Origin of the sequence: Prosthecobacter fusiformis (assembly GCF_004364345.1) — a bacterium.
GTDB lineage: Bacteria > Verrucomicrobiota > Verrucomicrobiia > Verrucomicrobiales > Verrucomicrobiaceae > Prosthecobacter > Prosthecobacter fusiformis.
In genome coordinates this window covers 268,371-288,291 of the sequence record NZ_SOCA01000002.1, presented here as the reverse complement: position 1 = coordinate 288,291, position 19,921 = coordinate 268,371, and the positions used below count along the sequence as shown (strand labels likewise).

The window sequence follows — 19,921 nt, the reverse complement described above, 5'->3', positions numbered from 1 at the left end:
CTTTCACCATGACCGCGACCGCCGCCCCCCAAGCCGCCCCTAACTACAAGCTCGGCAACGAAAAGCTCATCAAGGTGCTGCCCAACGCCGCACGCAAGCTGACCGGCCTGCTCACCAAACAGGGCCGCGCAGAAAACGGTGCCCTGCGCGTGGCCGTCGTCGGTGGCGGCTGCTCGGGTCTTCAATACAAAATGGACCTCGTGGACGGCCCCGCCAATCGTGACATCATGGTCATTTCCGGAGACGTGCGCGTCGTCATTGATCCCAAAAGCGCCCTCTTCGTCAGCGGCTCCGAACTCGATTTCAGCGACGACCTCCAGCAGGGCGGATTTAAGGTCACCAATCCCAACGCCATCGTTACCTGCTCCTGCGGCGAAAGTTTCGCAGCCTGATTCCGCCTCATGTCTGCCGATGCCTTTGCCCTCCTCGGCCTTCCCCCTCGTGCCGCTCTGGATGAGGAAACCTTACAGTCCGCCTACCTTACCGCCACGCGCAGTGCCCATCCGGACCAGGCTGGCGGTGATACCCACTTAAGCGCTGAATTAAATGCCGCTCTGGAGACTCTCAAGTCACCCGTCACCCGGCTCAAGCATCTCATCGAAAAACACTCGGATACCCCCTGGCGTGCCGTCCCCCTGGATGCCGCCTTGATGGGTATCTTTGAAAAGCTCGGCCCCCTTTTGCAAGCCGGTGCCGCCTGCATCAAAAAGAAACAGTCTGCTTCCACCGCACTCGCCCGCGCGCTCCTTGCCAGCGAGGAAATGCGACTGCGCGAATCCCTCGAAGAACTCGGTTTCCGCATTGATGAACTCTGGCAGCAGATCGAATCCAAACTTGGCATCTACGATACGCGTGTCACCGAAGCAGACTCTACCGTCTGGGCCGACCTCCAGGGCATCCAGGCCCGCCTCGCCTATCTCTCCAAATGGCGGGCTCAAGTACGCGAAGTCTTGCTCGGTTTGATGCTCTGATTCACTGACTGCTGCAGATTCCGCGTCCCCACTTCAACGCACCCTTTCCATGTCCGCCCACGCCGAAAGTTTCCGCCTCAGCACCCGTGGCAAAGGCACCTATGAGATCACCGCTGAATGCCAGCGCATCATCGCCAGCAGCGGCATCCGCACCGGCACGGCCACGATCTTCGTTCAGCACACCAGTTGCTCCCTGGTCATCTATGAAAATGCCGATCCCTCCGCCCGGACGGATCTTCACAGCTTCTTCGATCACCTCGTCCCCGAAGACACCCCTTACTTCGTCCACACCCATGAGGGGCCAGACGATATGCCCAGCCACCTGCGCATGGTCCTCACCCGCACCAGCGAAGTGATTCCCGTCATGAACAGCCGCCTCGCCCTCGGGACCTGGCAGGGCATTTTCCTCTTCGAGCACCGCCGCGCCCCCCACACCCGCAGCATCGTCATCAGCATCGTCGGCGACCCATAGCCCCAAGGCAGCACTCTCACGTGGCCGCGCCCGCCAGGGCGTGGTGGCTTGTGTTGTGGCCGCGCCCGCCAGGGCGTGATGCTCGTGTGGCTGCGCCCGCCAGGGCGTGGTTCCCCGAAGTCTCGAAACCCCCATTCCCCCCACCAGCCTAACCATGTTTGCGGTTAAAGCTGGAAACCACCCGCAGCGTTTCCTTCTTCACAGCCTTCTCCTTCAGATCCTCACGCTGGTCACCCTTCGTCTTGCCTTTGCCGACGCCGATCTCGATCTTCACGCGTGAATCTTTCCAGTAAGCACGCAGCACTGGAAGGGCCAGCCCCTTCTGCTGGGTATGGGCGAAAAGCTTCAGGATCTCCCTTTTATGCAACAGCAGCCGCCGGGTACGACGCGGTTCATGCTGGCTAAAGCTGGCCTTTTCATAGATTTGCACATCCATGTTGTAGAGCCAGACCTGCCCGCGTTCCACACGGGCGAAGGCATCGCTGATATTCAGCTTGCCCAGGCGGATGGATTTCACCTCCGTTCCCCGGAGTTCCACACCCGCTTCATAACGCTCAAGGATATGAAAATCCCGGAGCGCCTTGCGATTCGTCGCGATTTCGTCGGTGGTCATAAGCCGGAGCGGCTAGGCGAACCTGCCGACGAAAAAACGTTAGGCCTCAGCCACCACATGATACTCAGCCTTGATCTTGCCCTGGATGATTTCCAGCAGGGCAGTATCGGCTTCACGCTGACCAGGACGGCGCTCGACGAGAGGAGCACGGCCAGAAGTGAGCTGTTTCACGCGTTTCGAGACCATGTTGATCAGGATCGGCGGATCTTTGACGACGGCGAGGGCTTGTTCAACGAGTTCAGCTTTCATCAGAGTTTGCAGGGTTGCCCCCGCTCCACTGAGCACAGGGGGAAACCCACTGTAGGGGGTGTTTAGAGCCTGGCAAGCGGGAATTTCGTCACTCAAGAATCAGCTCATCGCCGCGCGCAACTCTTCCAGGGCCTGCTTGGTCCGCTTGATACCCTCGATCTCCGTGTGCTTCGCACCTTCGTATTCAATGCCGATGTAGCCCTTATACCCTGCTTTTACCACGATTTCGATCAGGCGCTGGAAGTCCAGGGTCATCTCACGTCCTTCACGACGGTCTTCAGTATAAAATTTCCCCGCACCCGTATCCCAGTCATAGGCCTTGGCGCTCATCCCCTGCTTCACCCACGGCATGAATTCGCGAAGTCCTTTGTAGGGGTTATACAGTTCCCCTTTGTTCCGGTCCGTATAAAAATTGCCAAAGTCCGGCAGGATGCCCACTCGTGCATGGTCTGCCAATTTCATGACCCCGGTCAGCCACAGGCCGTTGCTGGACAGGCCACCGTGATTTTCCACCACCACATACAGACCGCGTTTGTCCGCCTCCACACACAGCGCGTGCAGTCCCGCTGCCGCGTGCTTGGCCTGCTCATCGTAGCTCAGTTTAGGGTCGCTGGCCGCATTCACACGGATGCTGTGACAGCCCAGCAGAGCTGCCGCATCCAGCCACTTCAGGTGATTTTCCACCGTCGTCGCCCGCTTGGCATCATCGGGATCGCCCAGGTTGCCTTCGCGGTCCACCATGATCAGCAGACCCTTCACGCCTTCACCGTCCTGGCGCTTTTTCATGTCTTCCAGATACGCCTTGTCCCCGGCTTTATCGGCGAACATTTGGTTCACATACTCCACACCCTCAATGCCCAGGCTGCGGGCGATTTTGCAGAAATCCAGGTGCTCCAAAGGCTCCGCCCCTTCCCGCTTGAACATCCCCTTGTTCAGCGACCATTCAGCCAGCGAGATTTTGAAAAGCGGCTCTTTGTCGGCTGCCCGCAGGCCTGTGGCGGAGGCAGCCAGGGCACTGGCGGCGATCTGGAGAAACTGGCGGCGTGAGGGGGTGCGCGTGGTCATGATTTTAGAAAGTCAGTTCAAACGAAACCCGTCCATCTGGCAATCTCTTTCCTTCCCAAATCCCTCTTTAGCCACTGCCCAGCGATGAATCCGTGAAACCCTGCCCCTCCTCCAGGCGTTCTGTCTGCCCATGAAAGTACTTCACTCACTCCTCGCGCTCGCCGCCTTCATCACCTCAGCCTCCGCAGGCTCCTTGTATGATGTCCCCCTCAAGGACATTGATGGCAAAGACACCACCCTGAAACCTTATGAGGGCAAGGTCATGCTCATCGTCAATGTCGCCTCCAAATGTGGCAACACCAAGCAATACACCGAGCTCCAGGCCCTCCATCAGGAGTTCGAAAAAGAAGGCCTCGCCGTTCTCGCTTTCCCCAGCAATGACTTCGGTGGCCAGGAGCCCGGCACCAATGAGCAGATCAAAGAATTCTGCTCCACCAAATACAACGTCACCTTCCCCATGTATGACAAAGTCGTCGTCAAAGGTGCGGACAAGCATCCCCTTTATCAGGAGCTCAGCGGCAAAGATTCCCCCTTCCCTGGCGATGTGAAATGGAATTTCGGCAAATTCCTCGTCGGCCGCGATGGCAAAATCCTTGCCCGTTTCGAGCCAAAAACCAAGCCAGATGATATCGCCGTGACCACGGCCATCAAAGACGCCCTTGCTAAGAAGTAACGCTTAATAAAAAAGGGGCGCGCAGCCCATGGCCGCGCGCCCCAAAAGCTCAGACAAAAGACAACTCAATACGGGCGGGAAACACGGATATACCCGGAGCCCGAAGCGCGGTACCACGAACTGCCATTGGTATAGTACGTATTGCCGCCATGGCTCACACGCCGTGTGCCACTTGGCAGGGCCATCGCACCACTTGGGCCGCCAGGGCCACGGTAGCTGCTGGAGGGGCCACGGCCATCACGATCACGACCATCCCGGTCTCTTCCGTCACGATCATAGCGATCGTTGTCGCGATCATAGCGGTCATTGTCACGGCGATCGCGATCATTGTCATGATCATGCCCACGGTGATTGTCATAGCTGCTGCCCGGACGCGGCGGCGTGCGGTAGCTTCCGGAAGTCGTGCTGTAAGGTCCGCCCACTGGCGTGACATAGCACGAAGTCAGAAGCAGGGCTGGCACCAAGGCCAGGAGGAGAGAGGGAGTTTTCATGGTTAAAGGGACTGAATCCTGTCAGTTAATCGCATGACAGGCCCTTTTTGGACTTATTGCAATGCATTGTATTCAAACTTCTCTCGCCAGACGTAGAAAGGGACGGGCCGCAGCTTTCGTTTGACTGCTCCCACCACTGCCCTCTTTTCTCTCCCTCATCATGACCCCTGAAGAAGCCCAAGCCCAACTCGACCAGCAAGTCCGCGAAACCATCCAGTGGCATTTCAGCCCAGAAACAGGCTGCCCTTTCTGGCTCGACTGGGCAAAAAAGAACTTTGACCCTCGTGGCGTCGTCAATAGCTACGCCGATCTCATCGCCAAGTTCGACCACTTTCAGGACGAAAATCTGCGTGACCTCCAGCCCGAAGTCTGGGTCCCCGCCGCCTTCAAGGGCAAGCCCTTCAACATCTTTGAAACAGGCGGCACCACCGGCATGCCAAAGCAGCGCATCGGCTGGAACGACTACAAAACCGATTACGAAGAGTTCAGCGGTAAAATCAGTGACGATCACTTTCCCCCTGGCGGTGCCTGGCTCATGGTCGGCCCCACCGGCCCCCGCCGCCTCCGCCTGGCGATTGAGCATCTGGCCAATTTCCGTGGCAGTTCCTGCTACTTCATCGACCTGGATCCCCGCTTCGTGAAGAAGCTCATCTCCAATAAGCAGTTCGATGTCGCCCGCCAATACATGGACCACGTCGTGGACCAGGCCACCCTCATCCTGAAGAACCGTAAAGTCACCGGCCTCTTCACGACACCCAAATTGCTCGAAGCCCTGGCTGAAAAAGTGGACCTGTATGCCGCAGGCATTCGCGGTGCCTTCGTCGGCGGCACCACCATGACTCCACAATATGTCCGCTTCATGGTGGAAGAAGTGCTGGAAGGCCAGATCGGCTTTTACCCCACCTATGGCAACACCCTCATGGGCCTCGCCGCCAGCGTGCCGATCACGCCGGAAGACCAGTTCTCCGTCACCTATTACGCCCCGCAGCCCCGCGCCGTCCTGCGTGTGGTGGATCCTAAAAACACCTCCACCGTCGTCGATTACGATACCTGGGGCCGTGTAGAACTGACCACCCTGACCAAGGAATTCTTCATGCCTCGTTTCCTTGAGCGTGATGAAGCCATGCGCCGCCGCCCGCGTGCACCTTACTCCTGGGATGGAGTCGCCGATGTCCGCCCCTTCGGTGCCATGGAAAAGACCATCGTCGAAGGCGTCTATTAATCCCCGCTGCCTCCCGCCCCATCTCCCCCGAGGAGGTGGGGCTTTTTTTTGGAAACGGTTACCTGAAACAGGCGGAGCCCAATGACTCCAGTGCTTCAGCTCGCCAAGCCTCTGCTCCAAATTCGCCAGCTTGGTACGATTCTCAAACACCGCCCCAAATAACCACAAAAAAGCGGAACTGCCTCGCGACAGCCCCGCTTTCAAAAGAGACAACTTACTTAGCCTTGGCGAAGAGGTCTGCCACAGCCGTCCAGTTCACCACATTCCACCAGGCGGTGATGTAGTCAGGACGCTTGTTCTGATACTTCAGGTAGTAGGCGTGTTCCCAGACATCGCAGCCCAGGATTGGCGTTCCGCTACCGTCCATGAGCGGGTTGTCCTGGTTCGGTGTAGATGTCACGGCCACTTTGCCGTCCTTCAACACCAGCCATGCCCAGCCGGAGCCGAAGCGGGTCGCACCAGCCTTGGCAAAGGCTTCTTTGAAGGCCGCAAAGCTGCCGAAGGCCGCGTTGATGGCCTCAGCCAGTTCACCGGTTGGCTCACCACCGGCGCCAGGGCCCATGATGCTCCAAAACAGGCTGTGGTTGAAATGACCACCACCATTGTTACGCACCGCAGCCTGGATGTCGGCAGGCACGGAGCTGATGTTTTTGCAGAGGTCTTCGATGGAAAGGGATTCAATGTCCGCCTTGCCAGCGATGGCGGCGTTCAGGTTGGTCACATAGGCGTTGTGATGCTTTCCGTGATGGATCTCCATCGTGGCGGCGTCAATGTGCGGTTCGAGCGCCGTCTTTTCGTAAGGGAGTGCGGGCAGTGTATAAGCCATAATGTTTGGTTTGGGTTAGAGTCAGGTAGGTAAAGGGCGATACGGCACAGAGCAAGAGGAAGGTGCCAAAGCTGTTCTTGAAAAAACAGGACACATCCAAAGAGGCGCGGACAAACTCGCCCTCACGTCAGCAGCGCCTCTCATTCACACTTCGAAAACCACCCCGCTTTTGCGCCTCTGCAATTCGCATTCATCGCCAAAGTGCCAATCCAGCCCCTTGCGTCTCAGTCGCCCATATCGGATATTGTCATTGCTTCTGTGTTTGCATTCCATGGTCGGCCCCCTCCAGTTTCGCCTCCAAAATAACCGGGGTTGGATTTCCCCATGGGGAAACGTGGGGATTTTATGGGGAAGCAAATCCCCATCGTCTATCATTGGTTATCAACACCGAATGGCCAAAAATCCCCAAATGGGGAAAAATACAACCCTTTCCCCATCCCCAAGTTTGTTCCGCTGGCAACAGAACTGTGATCACTGGATAAACCTGTATCTTTCTCTTAAATACAAAGCTAGTGAATGTGACACTTCCGTCACCTTTGCGTCATTTTTGTCATTTGCAAAAGAACCTGGCTCCGCCTTTCTAGCAGTTCAGGTCTGGTGAGGACCTGATTTTCCCCAAGACATGTCACCCAGTCCCTCAGACGCTCATTCCCCCACGACCAGCAGCGCCCAGGGGTCCCCACGTCCCGTCCCAGAGCGTTTCATCGTCTCTAAAGGCACCCTCCGCTGGGACCGCTTCATGAGTTCCGCCATTGTCTTTGGCGGCATAGGCATCATCGTTGCCGTGTTTGGCATCTTCGCCTTCATCGCCTTGGAGATCGCGCCTTTGTTCCAGGGAGCCAGGATCGAAGAAAAGACCAAGGTCGCCCTCGCCGCTCCCGCAGGAGCCGTCGTCGGCATGGACGAATGGTCAGAGCTTCCCTTTTATTATGATGGTGGCAGTGATGTCGTTTTCCAGCCTGCCAAAGGTGGAAATGCCCAGCGCCTCCCCACCGGTCTGCCCGCAGGCACACTGGTCACTGCCAAACGTCATGATCCGCTCAAAGGCCGGGTGGTCATCGGCACGTCCAGCGGTGAGGTCGGTTTTGTCAACGTTAGCTACCTTTCTGAATACCAGGCTAAAGGTTCCTCAATCGTCAAACCTTCCGTCAGTGCTGAGCCGCTGCTGCCCCTGCGCGAAGGAGTATCCGCCCCAGTCCTGGACATGGACTATGCGGACTCAGGGGATAAAAAACTCTTTGCCGCCATCCAGGAGGTGGGGGGCAGCCGCGTCATCACCACCCTCAGCCTGAAGCAGAAAAAGAGCCTCATGGGCAAAGGCAAAACGGAGATCGATGCCCGTGATGACCTCACCGCCCTGCTCGCGGGCGCCATTCCCCGTCACGTGCTTGTTGCTGGCACTGCCGACAGCCTCCTCACCCTCACGGATGCTGGGGAAGTGCTCTACTTTTACCGCCTCAGCAGCGGCTGGGAGCTACGCCAGCGATTCAAGCCCTTCGATGGCGGGCAGGTCACGGGTGTGGATTACCTCTTTGGGCAGGTCAGTGTGGTTTGCTACAATGAGCAGGGGCAGGTACGCATCTTCAGCCTTTTTGTTCCTGAAGGCGGCACTACCCGCCTCTTCGGCCTGACCAAGGAGTTCCAGCCGATCTACGGCCCTATCACCTATTACCGGGCCAGCCAGCGGAATAAATCGTTCCTCGTCGGCAATGCCCGGGAATGCGCCCTCTGCTATGCCACTACCGCCAGCGTACGCCGTCAGGTGGACCTGCCTTTTGAATCCGTCTCCGTCGCCATGGATGCCAAGGCTGAGCACCTCGGCTTCCTGGATACTAAGGGCACCATGCACCTGTATGAAATCAGCGACCCGCATCCAGAGGCTGGCATCAGCGCCTTCTTTGGAGAGGTGTGGTATGAAGGTTTTGCCAAGCCTAAGTATGAATGGCAGAGCACCAGTGGTACGGATGATTTTGAGCCGAAGCTCTCCCTGGTTCCCCTCATCATCGGTTCCCTGAAAGGCACTTTCTATGCCATGCTTTTCGCCGTGCCCATCGCACTTCTGGCAGCCATCTATACTTCCCAGTTCCTGGCCCCCGGTATGAAGCGAGTGGTGAAACCGGCCATGGAAATCATGGCATCCCTGCCCTCCGTTGTCCTCGGTTTCCTTGCCGCTCTTTGGCTGGCCCCGCTCATCGAGAACCGCGTCCCGTCCATCCTGCTGCTGGTCATCTCCATCCCCATTTCCGCCAGCCTGCTGGGCATCCTCTGGGGCCGCCTGCCCATCGCCCACCGCAACCGTCTTCCTAAAGGCACCGAATACCTGCTTATTGCCCCTGTCATGATCTTCTTCGCCTGGGTCGGCTGGCAGTTGGGGCCTGCCCTTGAAAAAGCCGTCTTTGTCGCCACCATGCCTGACGGCTCACAGATTGCCGACTTCCGCATGTGGTGGCCCCGTTTCACGGGCATGTCCTATGACCAGCGGAACTGCCTCGTCATCGGCTTCATGATGGGCTTTGCCGTCATCCCGGTGATCTTCACCATCGCTGAAGATGCCCTTTCCAACGTTCCCCCCTCCCTCACCTCCGCGTCAGAGGCATTGGGCGCTTCACGCTGGCAGGTCGTCCGCACGGTTGTCCTGCCCATCGCCTCGGCGGGCATCCTTTCCGCCATCATGATCGGTCTCGGTCGCGCTGTCGGAGAAACCATGGTTGTGGTTATGGCCACCGGTAACACTCCATTCTTTGATGAATCAGGAAACTTCTTTTTTGGCGACTTCGGCATCGGCTCCGGCCAGTTTCCCCTGGCCGATCATTGGAATCCCTTCAACGGCATGAGAACCCTTTCTGCCAATATCGCAGTCGAACTGCCCGAGGCCGCCCAAGGTTCCACTCATTACCGTACCCTCTTCCTCGGTGCCCTCGTCCTCTTTGCCATGACCTTCGTCCTCAACACTGTGGCTGAGGTCATGCGCCAGAAATTGCGCGAAAAATTCAAAATCGTCTGATGCCCGAAGCGACTCCCAAACTGCCTGCCCGCACCAAAGGCGAGGTCAAAGTGTGGCTCACCGCCGCCGGACTCACCATTGGCCTGATCATGATCAGCGGCCTCCTGCTGCTCATCGCCATGAACGGCCTGTCCGTCTTCTGGCCGGACCGCGTGGCCGTTTTCACCATCCGTGAAGGCGATAAAGAAACCCGCATCGCCGGCAGTCTGGTGAAGACCCAGCAGCGGCGCAAACCGGATGGCAGCTTCGCCACCGAGCACCAGATCTTCACCGGCAACAAAGACGCCTACAACCTAGCCTTCCGCTTCATCAATGCCGAGGACATTCTTTCTCAAAGCGATGCCAAAGGCATCTATGTGGCTGAGCGCATGGAATACGGCGATGCCGTTTTCACCCCCGTCGAGCTGCAACTGGCCGATGGCACCAAGGTAGCAGGCAGTGCGGCAAACTTCGCGTCTGAATTCAGCCGCCTCATCCAGGATGGCAATGACCGCCGGGCGGAGATCCTGAAGATCGAGAAACACCAGATCGGTGACATCAACGCGCGAATGAAGCGGCTGGAAATCCGCTCCCGCACGGAAGATGTGAAGGCTGAAATTGCTGAGGAGCAGGCCCTTTATCAAACCCTGGCCGACAAAGCTCAAAAGCTCCGCACCGCCCAGACGGCGGATAAGCTGGTTTACCAACTGGCCTCCGGGGAGGAGCGCACACAAAACGTCGGCGACATCCTGCATTTTTACCTGCCGAATGACATTGGCATCTTTGGCCGCACCGGAGTATTCCTCCATGCCATCAGAGAATTCCTCCTGGCTGAACCCCGTGAGGCGAATACCGAAGGCGGTATCTTTCCCGCCATCTTTGGCACCTTTGTCATGACCTTGCTCATGGCAGTGATGGTCACCCCTTTTGGCATCATCGCCGCCATCTATCTGCGGGAATACGCCCGCCAGGGATTGATGGTCCAGATCGTCCGTATCTGCGTCAATAACCTCGCTGGCGTGCCCTCTATCGTATTCGGCGTATTCGGCCTGGGTTTCTTTGTCTATGGGGTTGGCGGGTTTATCGACGGCGGCGTCCAATATCCCATGGCACCCTCTTGGTGGTTCGCCGCTGGATTCGGTGCCATCGCTTGCATCGGTATCGCCGTTTACCTTTCCACTCATAACCGCACCGCCATCCCCACCCAGCAGAAACGCCAGCGCTTGCTGCACAAGGTGGAAGGCTTGCTCTGGATCACCAGTGTCTTCCTGGTCATCGTCACCGTCGCCCGTTGCCCGTATTTTCATGGCTTCTTTAGCGACAGCCTGCCCTCCCCCACCTTCGGCACAGGCGGCATCCTCTGGGCATCGCTCACCCTGGCCCTCATGACTCTGCCCGTGGTCATTGTCGCCACCGAGGAAGCCCTCGTGGCCGTTCCACGTGGCGTGCGTGAAGCCGCCCTGGCTTGTGGAGCCTCCAAGTGGCAGACCATCCAGCGCATCGTCCTGCCCAGCGCACTCCCCGGCGTCATGACCGGCGTCATCCTGGCCATGGCCCGTGGCGCAGGCGAAGTCGCCCCGCTGATGATCACCGGTGTGGTCAAATTGGCCCCTTCTCTCCCCTTGGATCTCTCCTGGCCATTCATCCATGCCGAGCGCAAATTCATGCACCTCGGCTTCCACATCTTCGACCTTGGTTTCCAGTCTCCAGACTCTGAAGGTGCCAAGCCCATGGTCTTTGCCACCACCCTGCTTTTGATCCTCCTCGTCGTCGCTCTCAACCTCGCCGCCATCCAGATTCGCGCCCGCCTGCGGAAGAAGTATCAGGCCAGCGCATTTTAGCCGCCCGTCAGATTTATTAGACCTTTCAGTGTTCAGTTCTCAGTGCGCAGTCCTCAGTTTAAAACGTTAAGCTATGCTTCTCTTTGCTTGTGCGCTGCGCACTGAGAACTGAGCACTCAAGCACCTATTCTCCTCCCTCATGTCCCCGCCCCCTCCCAGCCCTGCTTTCATCAAGGTGGACGACTTTTCCTTCTGGTATGGCCCCAAGCAGGTCCTGCACAACATCAGTCTGGACATCCCGGAAAAAGAAATCACCGCTTTCATCGGCCCTTCCGGTTGTGGCAAGACCACACTCCTCCGCAACATCAACCGGATGAATGACCTCGTGGACGGCATCAAACACGAAGGCGATATCTTCATTGACGGCCAGAGCCTCTACGATCCCGATGTGGAAGTCATCTCCCTGCGCAAGCGTGTGGGCATGGTCTTCCAAAAGTACAACCCCTTCCCCAAGAGCATCTACGAGAACGTCATCTTCTCCCTCCGTGTCGCAGGGCGGAACGGCAAAAGCGAGCTGGATGAAGTGGTGGAGACAAGCCTTCGCGGTGCCGCTCTTTGGGATGAGGTCAAAGACAAGCTGCATGAAAGTGCCTTTGGCCTTTCCGGTGGCCAGCAGCAGCGTCTTTGCATCGCCCGTGCCATCGCCAACCGCCCACAGATCCTCCTCATGGACGAGCCCTGTGCCGCTCTGGATCCCGTGGCCACACTGAAGATCGAAGAACTCATGCATGGGCTCAAACAGGAGTTTACCATCGTCATCGTCACCCACAACATGGAGCAGGCCAAACGCTGCGCCGACCAGACTGCCTTCTTTTACCTCGGCCAGCTCATCGAATTCCGCCCCACCCTGGAGCTCTTCATCACCCCCAAAGATCCCCAGACGGAAGCCTACGTCCGTGGCAAATTCAGCTGACGGCGACCCCTTCAACAACCCGTTTCCAGCACCGCACTCTTGGGTTATGTTCCCAGGTGTCACAGATGCTTGATCAGGCCTTCCAATGCGCTTTCGTACCGCCGGAGATGATGGACCGTTTATGGGAGTCCGGCTGGCGTCACTTTGGTATCACTTTCTTCCGGTACAGCATCTCCATGGATGAGGATGCCCCGCGCACCATCACCCCCCTGCGGCTGGACCTGGAAAAGTTTAAACTCAGCAAAAGCCAGCGCCGCGTCTTGCGGAAGAATGAGGACGTCCATTGCGAGTTTGTACCCGCCAGCCACTCCCCACAGGCAAGCCTCATGTTCCAGCGTCACAAGGCCCGGTTCACCAGCCAGGTGCCCGATGATCTGGATACCTTCCTTTCGGAATCTCCCGCCACCATCCCCTGCCCTTGTGTGGAATGTCGCGTGCATTTGGGAGAGGATCTCATCGCCATCAGTTATCTGGATGTGGGGCTCAACTCCACTTCCGGGGTCTATGGACTCTTTGAGCCGGATCATTCGGACCGCAGCCTTGGCACTTACACCATGCTCAAGGAAATAGAGTACAGCCATTCTATCGGATGCCGATATTATTACCCGGGTTATGCCACCGCAGAGCCCAGTCCATACGATTATAAAAAGCAACTCCACGGCCTCGAATACCTCGACTGGGAATGCGGGGTCTGGATGCCCCAAAGCCGCCTGAATGCATGAACTGGAGCGCTTTCATGCTACTGATTCGCATCAACATCAGAGGGTACCTACCATCCATTCCTTGCGTTGCGTTCGTTATGCCTTTTGTATTCACCGAACCACCCTTACCAGAAATACAATTATGATCCTGAATCCAAAACTGACCCAACTGCTCAATGAGCAGATCAACAACGAAATGTCCTCCAGCTATGTTTACCTGGCCATGGCAGCCTGGTTCGAGCAGACCCCTTACATGGGTTTTGCGAGCTGGATGTTTAACCAGAGCCGTGAAGAAACCATGCACGCGCTGAAGTTCTACCAATACGTGGTGGACCGTGATGCCGTCGTGGTGCTCCAGCCCATCGCCCAGCCAAAGGCCGTCTTCGAATCCCCAATTGATGTCTTTGAGCACAGCCTCAAGCAGGAGCAGCTCGTCACCCAGCAGATCAATGACCTCTATGATGTGGCTGAACAGGTGAAGGACCACTCCTCCAAGAACCTCCTGCTTTGGTTCCTCAATGAGCAGATCGAAGAAGAGAAGACTGTACGTGACATGCTGGACCGCCTGAAGCTGGCCGGCACAGACCCAGCCAGCCTGCTGGTCCTGGACCGCGAAGCAGCCCAACGCCAGAGCCCGACAGGATCTGGCGGTCACGGCGGCCACGGCCACGGCAAGTAATCACACTTAAAGTTAGACCAGACCGGTCCCGGCCTTGCGCCAGGACCGGTCTTATCATGATGAACTCGCGCGTGAACAGACTCAGATGCAAAGCATCACTTCAGTTCCGCAAAGCCGCAAAAGACACTGGAGGCTTCCGGGGGGCGTAAAGGCAGCGGCTCATCGTTATCCAGGTATTCGTGACAGGCGGCGAAGAACTCCGGCTCACTGGTCACCCGGCGGATGCGGTATTCTAGCTGACCTTCAGCAATGCCGGTGGTGATATACACCATGTAGCGCTTCATCTTCTGCACATGCAGGTTCGTCTCAAAGTGCGGATGAAAGGCGGCCGTCATGTCATACAGAGCCTGGATGTATTCCAGCATGTCACGGCCTGTCCGCCTCCGCACGCTCCGCCCTTCCCAATGCGCGCGCAGGTCATCGAACAACCACGGATGACGGATAGCCCCACGCCCCAGCATCAGACCCGCCGCTTCCGTCTGGCGCAGGTAGGCGAGCCCCGTGGGCACATCCACCACATTGCCATTCGCGATCACCGGGCAAGCCATCGCCTGCACCGCCATGGCCACGCACTCTGGATGCACGGCCGTTTTATAAGCATCCCGGACAGTACGCCCATGGACGGTCAGGCCATTGATGGCATGTTTTCGGAAGACCTCCAAAAGCCGTGGAAACTCCGTCTTTTCGGCAAAGCCCACGCGGCATTTCACCGTAAACCGCCCCTGGATGGTATCCCGCAGCACTCCCACAATCTCATCCACACGGGCAGGCTGGCGCAACAGGCCACCACCCGCATCCTTTCGGCAGACCACTGGGGCCGGGCAACCCAGATTGAGATCAATGCCTGCCACAGGATACTTTTCCAACTGCCTAGCCGTGCGGATCAAAGCCGGGATGTCCTGGCCGATCATCTGCGCGATGACGGGGATACCCGTTTCGTTTTCGGTGATGGATTTCAGAATGGTGGCGTCCAACTTCGAATCGGGTGTAACACGGAAGTATTCAGTGACGAAAAGATCCGGCCCACCGTAGCGGGCGATGAGCCGCATGAACGGCAGATCCGTCACGTCCTGCATAGGAGCGAGGACGAGGGCCGGACGATGACTGGGAAGAAGACTGCGCACCTGCCACGCCTGCGTGCAGAGAGCCTGCCCGTCAAGCCGGAGCCGCGAAACAAAGACAACTATCGTTTGCTATTGCCAGGAAGCGGACGAACCTCACATCGCAAGTTACCCTGGTGAAGGCTATGCTAAGTTGTTCATCAGGTGATTCTTTGGATTCAGTGATGTTCTGAAATCCGATAACGGAGCTTGGTCGGTGTCCCGTCAGGGGGAACGGTAATCAAGTTAACGTTATGAATACCAAAATGTATGTGGGCAACCTGCCCTTCACTGCTATGGAGTCCGAACTCCGTGCACTCTTCAATGACTACGGCACTGTGACCGATATGCACCTGCCGATGGATCATGCCACCGGTCGCCCGCGTGGTTTCGCTTTCGTGACCATGGATTCCGCAATGGCCATGAATGAAGCGATCACAGCTCTCAATGGCAAAGACTTCGGTGGTCGCGCTCTGACCATCAACGAAGCCCGCCCGAAAGAAGACCGTCCTGCCTATTCCGGCGGTGGTGGTGGTGGCAATCGTGGTGGTGGCGGCGGCGGCGGTGGCCGTGGCGGCTACGGCGGCGGTGGTGGTGGCGGCGGCGGTCGCTACTAATCTCTGCTGACAGCCTAAAAACTGTTTTCGAACCCGTATTGCTTGAGCGTCACCGCTTGAGGAATACGGGTTTTTTGCGGCCAGTACAGTACCCATCACTCTCCGAGTGATGCGAATGGTGAAAGGCAAACTTAACTATCCATAGACATCCATCCCTGGATCGCATCACTCGGATCCCGCAGTCGCGGGACAGGGAGTTGATCAATACCGTGTCCGGAGCTGCGTAACACTATCCAGGGCCTCGTCCAGGCTATCCCCCAGCACCGTATAGTGTCCCATCTTGCGCTTAGCCCTAGCGCTGGCCTTACCGTATAGGTGCAGCTTGGCACGAGGATGCCCCAGGATCGGAGACCAGTCGGGATGGACATGCTCAGACGGCCAGACGTCACCGAGCAGGTTCACCATCACGGCAGGGGTATGCTGGGTGGGGTCTCCCAATGAAAGGCCGCAAATGGCGCGCATCTGCTGCTGGAACTGGTTAGTCACGCAGGCATCAATCGTGTAATGCCCGCTGTTATGAGGACGCGGGGCCACCTCGTTTACCAGCACACGACCTTCCGCCGTCACAAAAAGCTCCACCGCCATGGTGCCGACGTATTCCAATCCTGTAGCCACAGCTTCCCAGAGTTCCAGCGCCTGCTCAGCGATCTCAGGGCTGACGCGTGCAGGTGCCAGAGAGACGTCCAGGATGTGATGCGCATGCTGGTTTTCCACCACCCCATGCACCGCCATACGGCCATCCACACTGCGTGCACCGACCACGGAAACTTCACAGACAAAGGGGATCCACTGTTCCACCACAGCATGATGACCTTCAAAGGGCTGCCAAGCAGTGGCCAGATCCGTATCTGTATTCACCTTCGCCTGCCCCTTACCATCGTAACCAAAAGCGGCGGTTTTGATGACGCAGGGACGGCCCAGCTCAGCCACGGCTGTTTCAAGCTGCTCCAGGGTTTCGACAATGCGGAACCCGGCGCAGGCGATTCCGTTCTCCCGAAGGAAGAGCTTTTCACGCTCGCGATGCTGGGTGGTATAAATCGCCTTGCGACCTGGGCGCAACGGCTTCACCGCCTCAACCGCCTGGAGGCAGGCATCGGGAATGTTTTCAAACTCCGCCGTGACCACATCCACCTGAGCAAGGAAACGCTCCAGCGCCGCAGTGTCGTCATAAGCCGCATTGATTTCCACATCCGCAAACTGACCCGCCGGGCAGCCCGGCGGTTCATCCGTAAAAACAGCCACTCGATAGCCGCTGCGCCGCGCCTCTAAAGCCAGCATACGGCCCAATTGACCACCGCCGAGGATGCCAATCGTGGAAGGAGGAAGAAAGGGAGAAAAGGACATGGAAAGTGGGGCGAAGCCGGAGGTGGTGCTCATCCAGCAGTCTCGGGACAAGAGGCTCGGGGATAGAAGATTATGACGGGTGATTGGGAGGATTTTAATTCGTTCAGAATGAATGACTTGGCTTTCCACACGAGCGAAATCCGTGGGAATCAAGCGATTACCATAGTCAGACGGGTGCTGTGTATAGCACAAAATTGCATCATTTTGCAGGATCGAAGAGAGTCATTGTAATGGCGGCATCATTTTGCGCGCCGGCTGCCTTCGCCATAGCCGCACCAGCGGTAGTCTTTGGGATCATCGATTAGCTTGGCGAGGACGGGATTCAGATCAATGTAGGCGGCCATCGTCCGCAAGGCTTCGCCGCCGCATTCGACCATCACGCTTTTGAAGCGGTCCATCCACAAGGTGCCGCGCCTTCCACGGCGTTTATTGAACCAGCGACTGAAGCGTTGTTTGACTTCTTTGACGTAGATGGACAGGTCGCAGCAGCGTTTGCGGATGGCTTCGAGTTTTTCCTGGGCGAGGGTGTCAAGGCCCAAGCGGCGCAGTTTGCAGCGCGAGAGCATGTAGAGGCCGCTGCCCTGTTTCCATTTGTGCCATTGGGTAAAATCAATCGCCGAAATTTAGAGAAGCCACAGGTCTAACAATCAATGCTCAGGCGGTTATCCAACTGCCACAAGCCTGCCTTTTCAAAATCAAGCGTCCTTGATCTTCAATACAAAATAGATGCAGCCAGCCATTGTCCACAAGCTGGCTTACGCCTTCGTGCTTCGCTATCACCATGTCGATGTCGCCTCGAGGAGCTTCGATGAAGACGCTCAGGCGCAGGGGTTCGTGCATCCAATTTTCGCCATTGTGAACGCTTTGCAGCGGCAGGCCGGTCTGAAGGTCGCCGCCATTGCCTTGCTGGATGCCGAAGGTGCCGACGACATTATGAATAACTTTGTTACCGCTGCCCCAGAGGCGGTTGTTCACTGTGCTGGCGTAGTATTGCAAGTTGATCCAGTTCGTAACGACCATTGGCGCGGTCATGATGAGTTCGAGCGTACTCTTCGTGCTGTCATCGGTATGGCTGTAGTTGTGAAGAAAGACGCGGCCGTGGAGGTTGAGGCTCCGCGTGCGCTCGCGGGGCGCGGCAATAAAGGCGGCGTTGCCAGCGAGACCCCACTCGGGCCGTACCTGCGACCAGTCGCGACTGCGCTTGATGATGAGCTTTTTGAGATCTACCTCCTCGGCGCTGGCGAGGCCGAGACTGGCTGCGCGTTGTTGCCGATTGTAATGCGTAGCTTGATCTAGCCAGAGTTGAAGCTGATGCAGATCAGTTTCATGAGAGGACGGCATGCAATCGGTATCAAAGATGCGAATATCATCCGTCGTGGTATCGTGTAACCCCGCGATAAAACAGGTGTCCTCTGGGATGAAGATTCCGTGTCGCTGCAAGGCGGTGCGGACAGCGTTTTGATTGAGGATGGCGGCCGCGACGCGGGCATTAGAGTCGCCTGCGTGCCCCCCACAAGCACCGCAATCGAGTCCAGCAGCATACGGATTGTTGGTCGTGTTGCTGCCATGACCACAGAACATGACAAGCCGTGCGAAGTTTGAAGTAAGTTCCATGTTTTTCAGCGCACCGAGAGCCAGCTGTATTTGATCTTCAGGCGGAATGCCCGCCTCGGTGTGTGTGTCCATTGGATCATGCGCGAGGCGTTTATGTTGATGCAGATTCGGGGCGGCGCAGGAATGACAGAAGTGAGCATCCTTTCTGCTACCAAGTTGAAAGCTGTCTTTGACAAGGTTCCAGGCGAAGCCGATGCCAGCAGCTTCGACGAAGCTGAAGCAACTCACTGCGGAAGTTTTGAAGGCATTCCAGGAGTGTAAGACGCGGCGTCCTAGCTGAAGCTGACTGCGGGCATGCTTCTCCTCCTCTGGAGTGGCATGTGGAAGATGCTCGCGCACGCGATACTTCGGCGAGAAGAGCACCGGAAGCTGTAAGGTACCGTGCCTTTGTCCGAATGGCACATATTCGATCGGCATACCAAAGAAGCCCGCGAAGCCGAGTGTCTCAATGCCTGGGGAAGCGGACTCCAGGGAGCGACGCATGACCTCTGAGCGCACGTCAATGCAGAATACGGCCTGCACGATTGGGCGTTCGTGATTGGTCTTCGTTTGGTTTTGTGCGGCTCGCGTTAGCTTGTTGCAAAGCTCGCGCTGGAAGCTGATTTCGAGAGCGCAGTGCCAGAGAAGCTGTTTTTGCGTGGTCGGGCTAAAGCCGGGCTTTTGGCCATTGAGACCGTTGAGCCAATGTTCGCGGATGCCAACGGATTCGAACTGCTTCAAAAGAGCGACTTCAAAAACCAGCCTCACAGCGAGGAGGTCCAGCAGTGATTCGTCATGTGTGCCGCGCATGGCTTTGTCCCGCACATGATGCTGCACATAGCTGCTCCAGCCGGGCAGCGTCATGAGCAGACGGTGAAGATATTCCTCCGCACAGAGGGGGGAGATGCCAAGTATATCTAGCTGCGCGGGGATGGCTTCAGCTGCGTTTTTCGGAAGCCCGGCAGCGAGACTGCGAAATCCATTGAAACCAAGCATTTCAGGTGTGGCGTCGATTTCGGCGGCCTGTTTCCATGCGGTGAAGAGCGGCAGCTTCTTCCAAGGAATGCGCCAGACAGACTGGCCTTCGTCGAAATAAGCGGCGCACCACTTGGAGATCTCCTCAGTGACGAGACCGCTCCAGTCTCGCTGAAACTTTGTGGTGGCGATGTCGGCGATGCTTTGCAGGCGAATGTGCGGCTGTGGCTCGGGATTCTTCAGCCAGGCAAGTAACTGCGTGGTCGTGAGGTCAGACTTTGAGCGCGTGACCGCCTCGGCGAGGTCTTGCGAGGTAAGGCGCCCGCTGGCAAACTGCTGGCGGAAGTATTCAACGCTCATGAGCATGCTCTCACCAGTGACTCTCTGCATGAGATTGCAGACATCGGTGAACGGCTTGCCGACGAGGCCGACAAAGGGATTGACGGCCACAAAGCTTTGCAGCGGCCACAGCGGCGAGATGCGGAGGCAGGCTTGACGGGCGAGCTTGAGAAAATTCGGTGTTTCCAGCGCTGCGACGACGGGTTTCTGGACGATTCTTTCAGGTAACTCGGTGAGGGGAGTGGTCATGAGAT

Annotated in this window: 20 protein-coding genes; 11 read left to right on the top strand and 9 right to left on the bottom strand. The window is 57.4% G+C overall.

Annotation, left to right across the window (positions count from 1 at the left end):
- Nucleotides 1-8: 8 nt before the first annotated feature.
- Genes EI77_RS07155 through EI77_RS07145 form a run of 3 tightly spaced genes read left to right on the top strand, consistent with a single transcriptional unit; the run spans nt 9 to nt 1,443 of the window.
- Nucleotides 9-392, top strand: a complete 384-nt coding sequence (locus EI77_RS07155; RefSeq protein ID WP_133794134.1) for a HesB/IscA family protein — start codon at nt 9-11, stop codon at nt 390-392.
- Nucleotides 393-401: 9 nt separating this feature from the next.
- Complete coding sequence (locus EI77_RS07150; protein ID WP_133794132.1) at nt 402-971, top strand: hypothetical protein; 570 nt, start codon at nt 402-404, stop codon at nt 969-971.
- A 49-nt stretch (nt 972-1,020) separates the two neighbouring features.
- On the top strand, nt 1,021-1,443 hold the full coding sequence (locus EI77_RS07145; protein WP_133794130.1) for a secondary thiamine-phosphate synthase enzyme YjbQ: 423 nt from the start codon (nt 1,021-1,023) through the stop codon (nt 1,441-1,443).
- 148 nt (nt 1,444-1,591) lie between these two features.
- On the opposite strand, the gene smpB is transcribed toward EI77_RS07145, so the two are convergent.
- From smpB to EI77_RS07130, 3 genes are all read right to left on the bottom strand, one after another.
- Nucleotides 1,592-2,056 (bottom strand): SsrA-binding protein SmpB, encoded by a 465-nt coding sequence (smpB, locus tag EI77_RS07140; RefSeq protein ID WP_133794128.1) that lies wholly within the window; start codon nt 2,054-2,056, stop codon nt 1,592-1,594.
- A gap of 39 nt (nt 2,057-2,095) precedes the next feature.
- Nucleotides 2,096-2,305, bottom strand: a complete 210-nt coding sequence (locus EI77_RS07135) for a DNA-directed RNA polymerase subunit omega (protein WP_133794126.1) — start codon at nt 2,303-2,305, stop codon at nt 2,096-2,098.
- A 99-nt stretch (nt 2,306-2,404) separates the two neighbouring features.
- Entirely contained in the window at nt 2,405-3,370 is a 966-nt protein-coding gene (locus tag EI77_RS07130) for a sugar phosphate isomerase/epimerase family protein (protein ID WP_133794124.1), read from the bottom strand.
- A 130-nt stretch (nt 3,371-3,500) separates the two neighbouring features.
- Here EI77_RS07130 and EI77_RS07125 point away from each other — a divergent pair, with 130 nt between their 5' ends.
- Nucleotides 3,501-4,043, top strand: a complete 543-nt coding sequence (locus EI77_RS07125; protein WP_133794122.1) for a glutathione peroxidase — start codon at nt 3,501-3,503, stop codon at nt 4,041-4,043.
- A 65-nt stretch (nt 4,044-4,108) separates the two neighbouring features.
- On the opposite strand, the gene EI77_RS07120 is transcribed toward EI77_RS07125, so the two are convergent.
- Entirely contained in the window at nt 4,109-4,534 is a 426-nt protein-coding gene (locus EI77_RS07120; protein ID WP_133794121.1) for a hypothetical protein, read from the bottom strand.
- A 160-nt stretch (nt 4,535-4,694) separates the two neighbouring features.
- Between EI77_RS07120 and EI77_RS07115 the strand changes: the two genes are divergently transcribed.
- The gene (locus EI77_RS07115) at nt 4,695-5,756 is read left to right on the top strand and encodes a phenylacetate--CoA ligase family protein (protein ID WP_133794119.1); all 1,062 of its coding nucleotides are present in this window, start codon (nt 4,695-4,697) and stop codon (nt 5,754-5,756) included.
- A 214-nt stretch (nt 5,757-5,970) separates the two neighbouring features.
- On the opposite strand, the gene EI77_RS07110 is transcribed toward EI77_RS07115, so the two are convergent.
- A complete protein-coding gene (locus tag EI77_RS07110) occupies nt 5,971-6,582 on the bottom strand; it encodes a superoxide dismutase (RefSeq protein ID WP_133794117.1) in 612 nt (203 codons plus the stop codon).
- A gap of 622 nt (nt 6,583-7,204) precedes the next feature.
- On the opposite strand from EI77_RS07110, the gene EI77_RS07105 reads away from it, so the two are divergent.
- The 5 genes from EI77_RS07105 to EI77_RS07085 all read left to right on the top strand — a co-directional run bounded on the left by EI77_RS07105 (nt 7,205) and on the right by EI77_RS07085 (nt 13,699).
- Nucleotides 7,205-9,586, top strand: coding sequence for an ABC transporter permease subunit (locus EI77_RS07105; RefSeq protein WP_133794115.1), 2,382 nt, complete (start codon nt 7,205-7,207; stop codon nt 9,584-9,586).
- On the top strand, nt 9,586-11,406 hold the full coding sequence (locus EI77_RS23755) for an ABC transporter permease subunit (protein WP_243838711.1): 1,821 nt from the start codon (nt 9,586-9,588) through the stop codon (nt 11,404-11,406). Before EI77_RS07105 ends, EI77_RS23755 begins: the two co-directional genes overlap by 1 nt.
- Before the next feature lie 139 nt (nt 11,407-11,545).
- A complete protein-coding gene (gene pstB, locus EI77_RS07095; protein ID WP_133794114.1) occupies nt 11,546-12,319 on the top strand; it encodes a phosphate ABC transporter ATP-binding protein PstB in 774 nt (257 codons plus the stop codon).
- Nucleotides 12,320-12,426: 107 nt separating this feature from the next.
- The gene (locus tag EI77_RS07090) at nt 12,427-13,041 is read left to right on the top strand and encodes an arginine-tRNA-protein transferase (RefSeq protein WP_166647096.1); all 615 of its coding nucleotides are present in this window, start codon (nt 12,427-12,429) and stop codon (nt 13,039-13,041) included.
- A 121-nt stretch (nt 13,042-13,162) separates the two neighbouring features.
- A complete protein-coding gene (locus tag EI77_RS07085) occupies nt 13,163-13,699 on the top strand; it encodes a ferritin (RefSeq protein ID WP_166647095.1) in 537 nt (178 codons plus the stop codon).
- 95 nt (nt 13,700-13,794) lie between these two features.
- On the opposite strand, the gene EI77_RS07080 is transcribed toward EI77_RS07085, so the two are convergent.
- Nucleotides 13,795-14,823: a tRNA dihydrouridine synthase gene (locus tag EI77_RS07080; RefSeq protein WP_208300295.1), complete on the bottom strand. Its 1,029-nt coding sequence runs from the start codon at nt 14,821-14,823 to the stop codon at nt 13,795-13,797.
- Between the two features lie 230 nt (nt 14,824-15,053).
- Between EI77_RS07080 and EI77_RS23965 the strand changes: the two genes are divergently transcribed.
- Nucleotides 15,054-15,416, top strand: a complete 363-nt coding sequence (locus tag EI77_RS23965) for an RNA recognition motif domain-containing protein (protein ID WP_133794108.1) — start codon at nt 15,054-15,056, stop codon at nt 15,414-15,416.
- 201 nt (nt 15,417-15,617) lie between these two features.
- On the opposite strand, the gene EI77_RS07070 is transcribed toward EI77_RS23965, so the two are convergent.
- The 3 genes from EI77_RS07070 to EI77_RS07060 form a co-directional block, all read right to left on the bottom strand.
- Nucleotides 15,618-16,760 carry a 5-(carboxyamino)imidazole ribonucleotide synthase gene (locus tag EI77_RS07070; RefSeq protein WP_133794106.1) on the bottom strand — a complete coding sequence of 381 codons (1,143 nt, stop codon included), beginning with the start codon at nt 16,758-16,760 and terminating at the stop codon, nt 15,618-15,620.
- 239 nt (nt 16,761-16,999) lie between these two features.
- A complete protein-coding gene (locus tag EI77_RS07065) occupies nt 17,000-17,326 on the bottom strand; it encodes a hypothetical protein (protein ID WP_133794104.1) in 327 nt (108 codons plus the stop codon).
- Between the two features lie 88 nt (nt 17,327-17,414).
- Nucleotides 17,415-19,916, bottom strand: a complete 2,502-nt coding sequence (locus tag EI77_RS07060; protein WP_166647094.1) for a YbcC family protein — start codon at nt 19,914-19,916, stop codon at nt 17,415-17,417.
- Between the last annotated feature and the right edge of the window lie 5 nt (nt 19,917-19,921).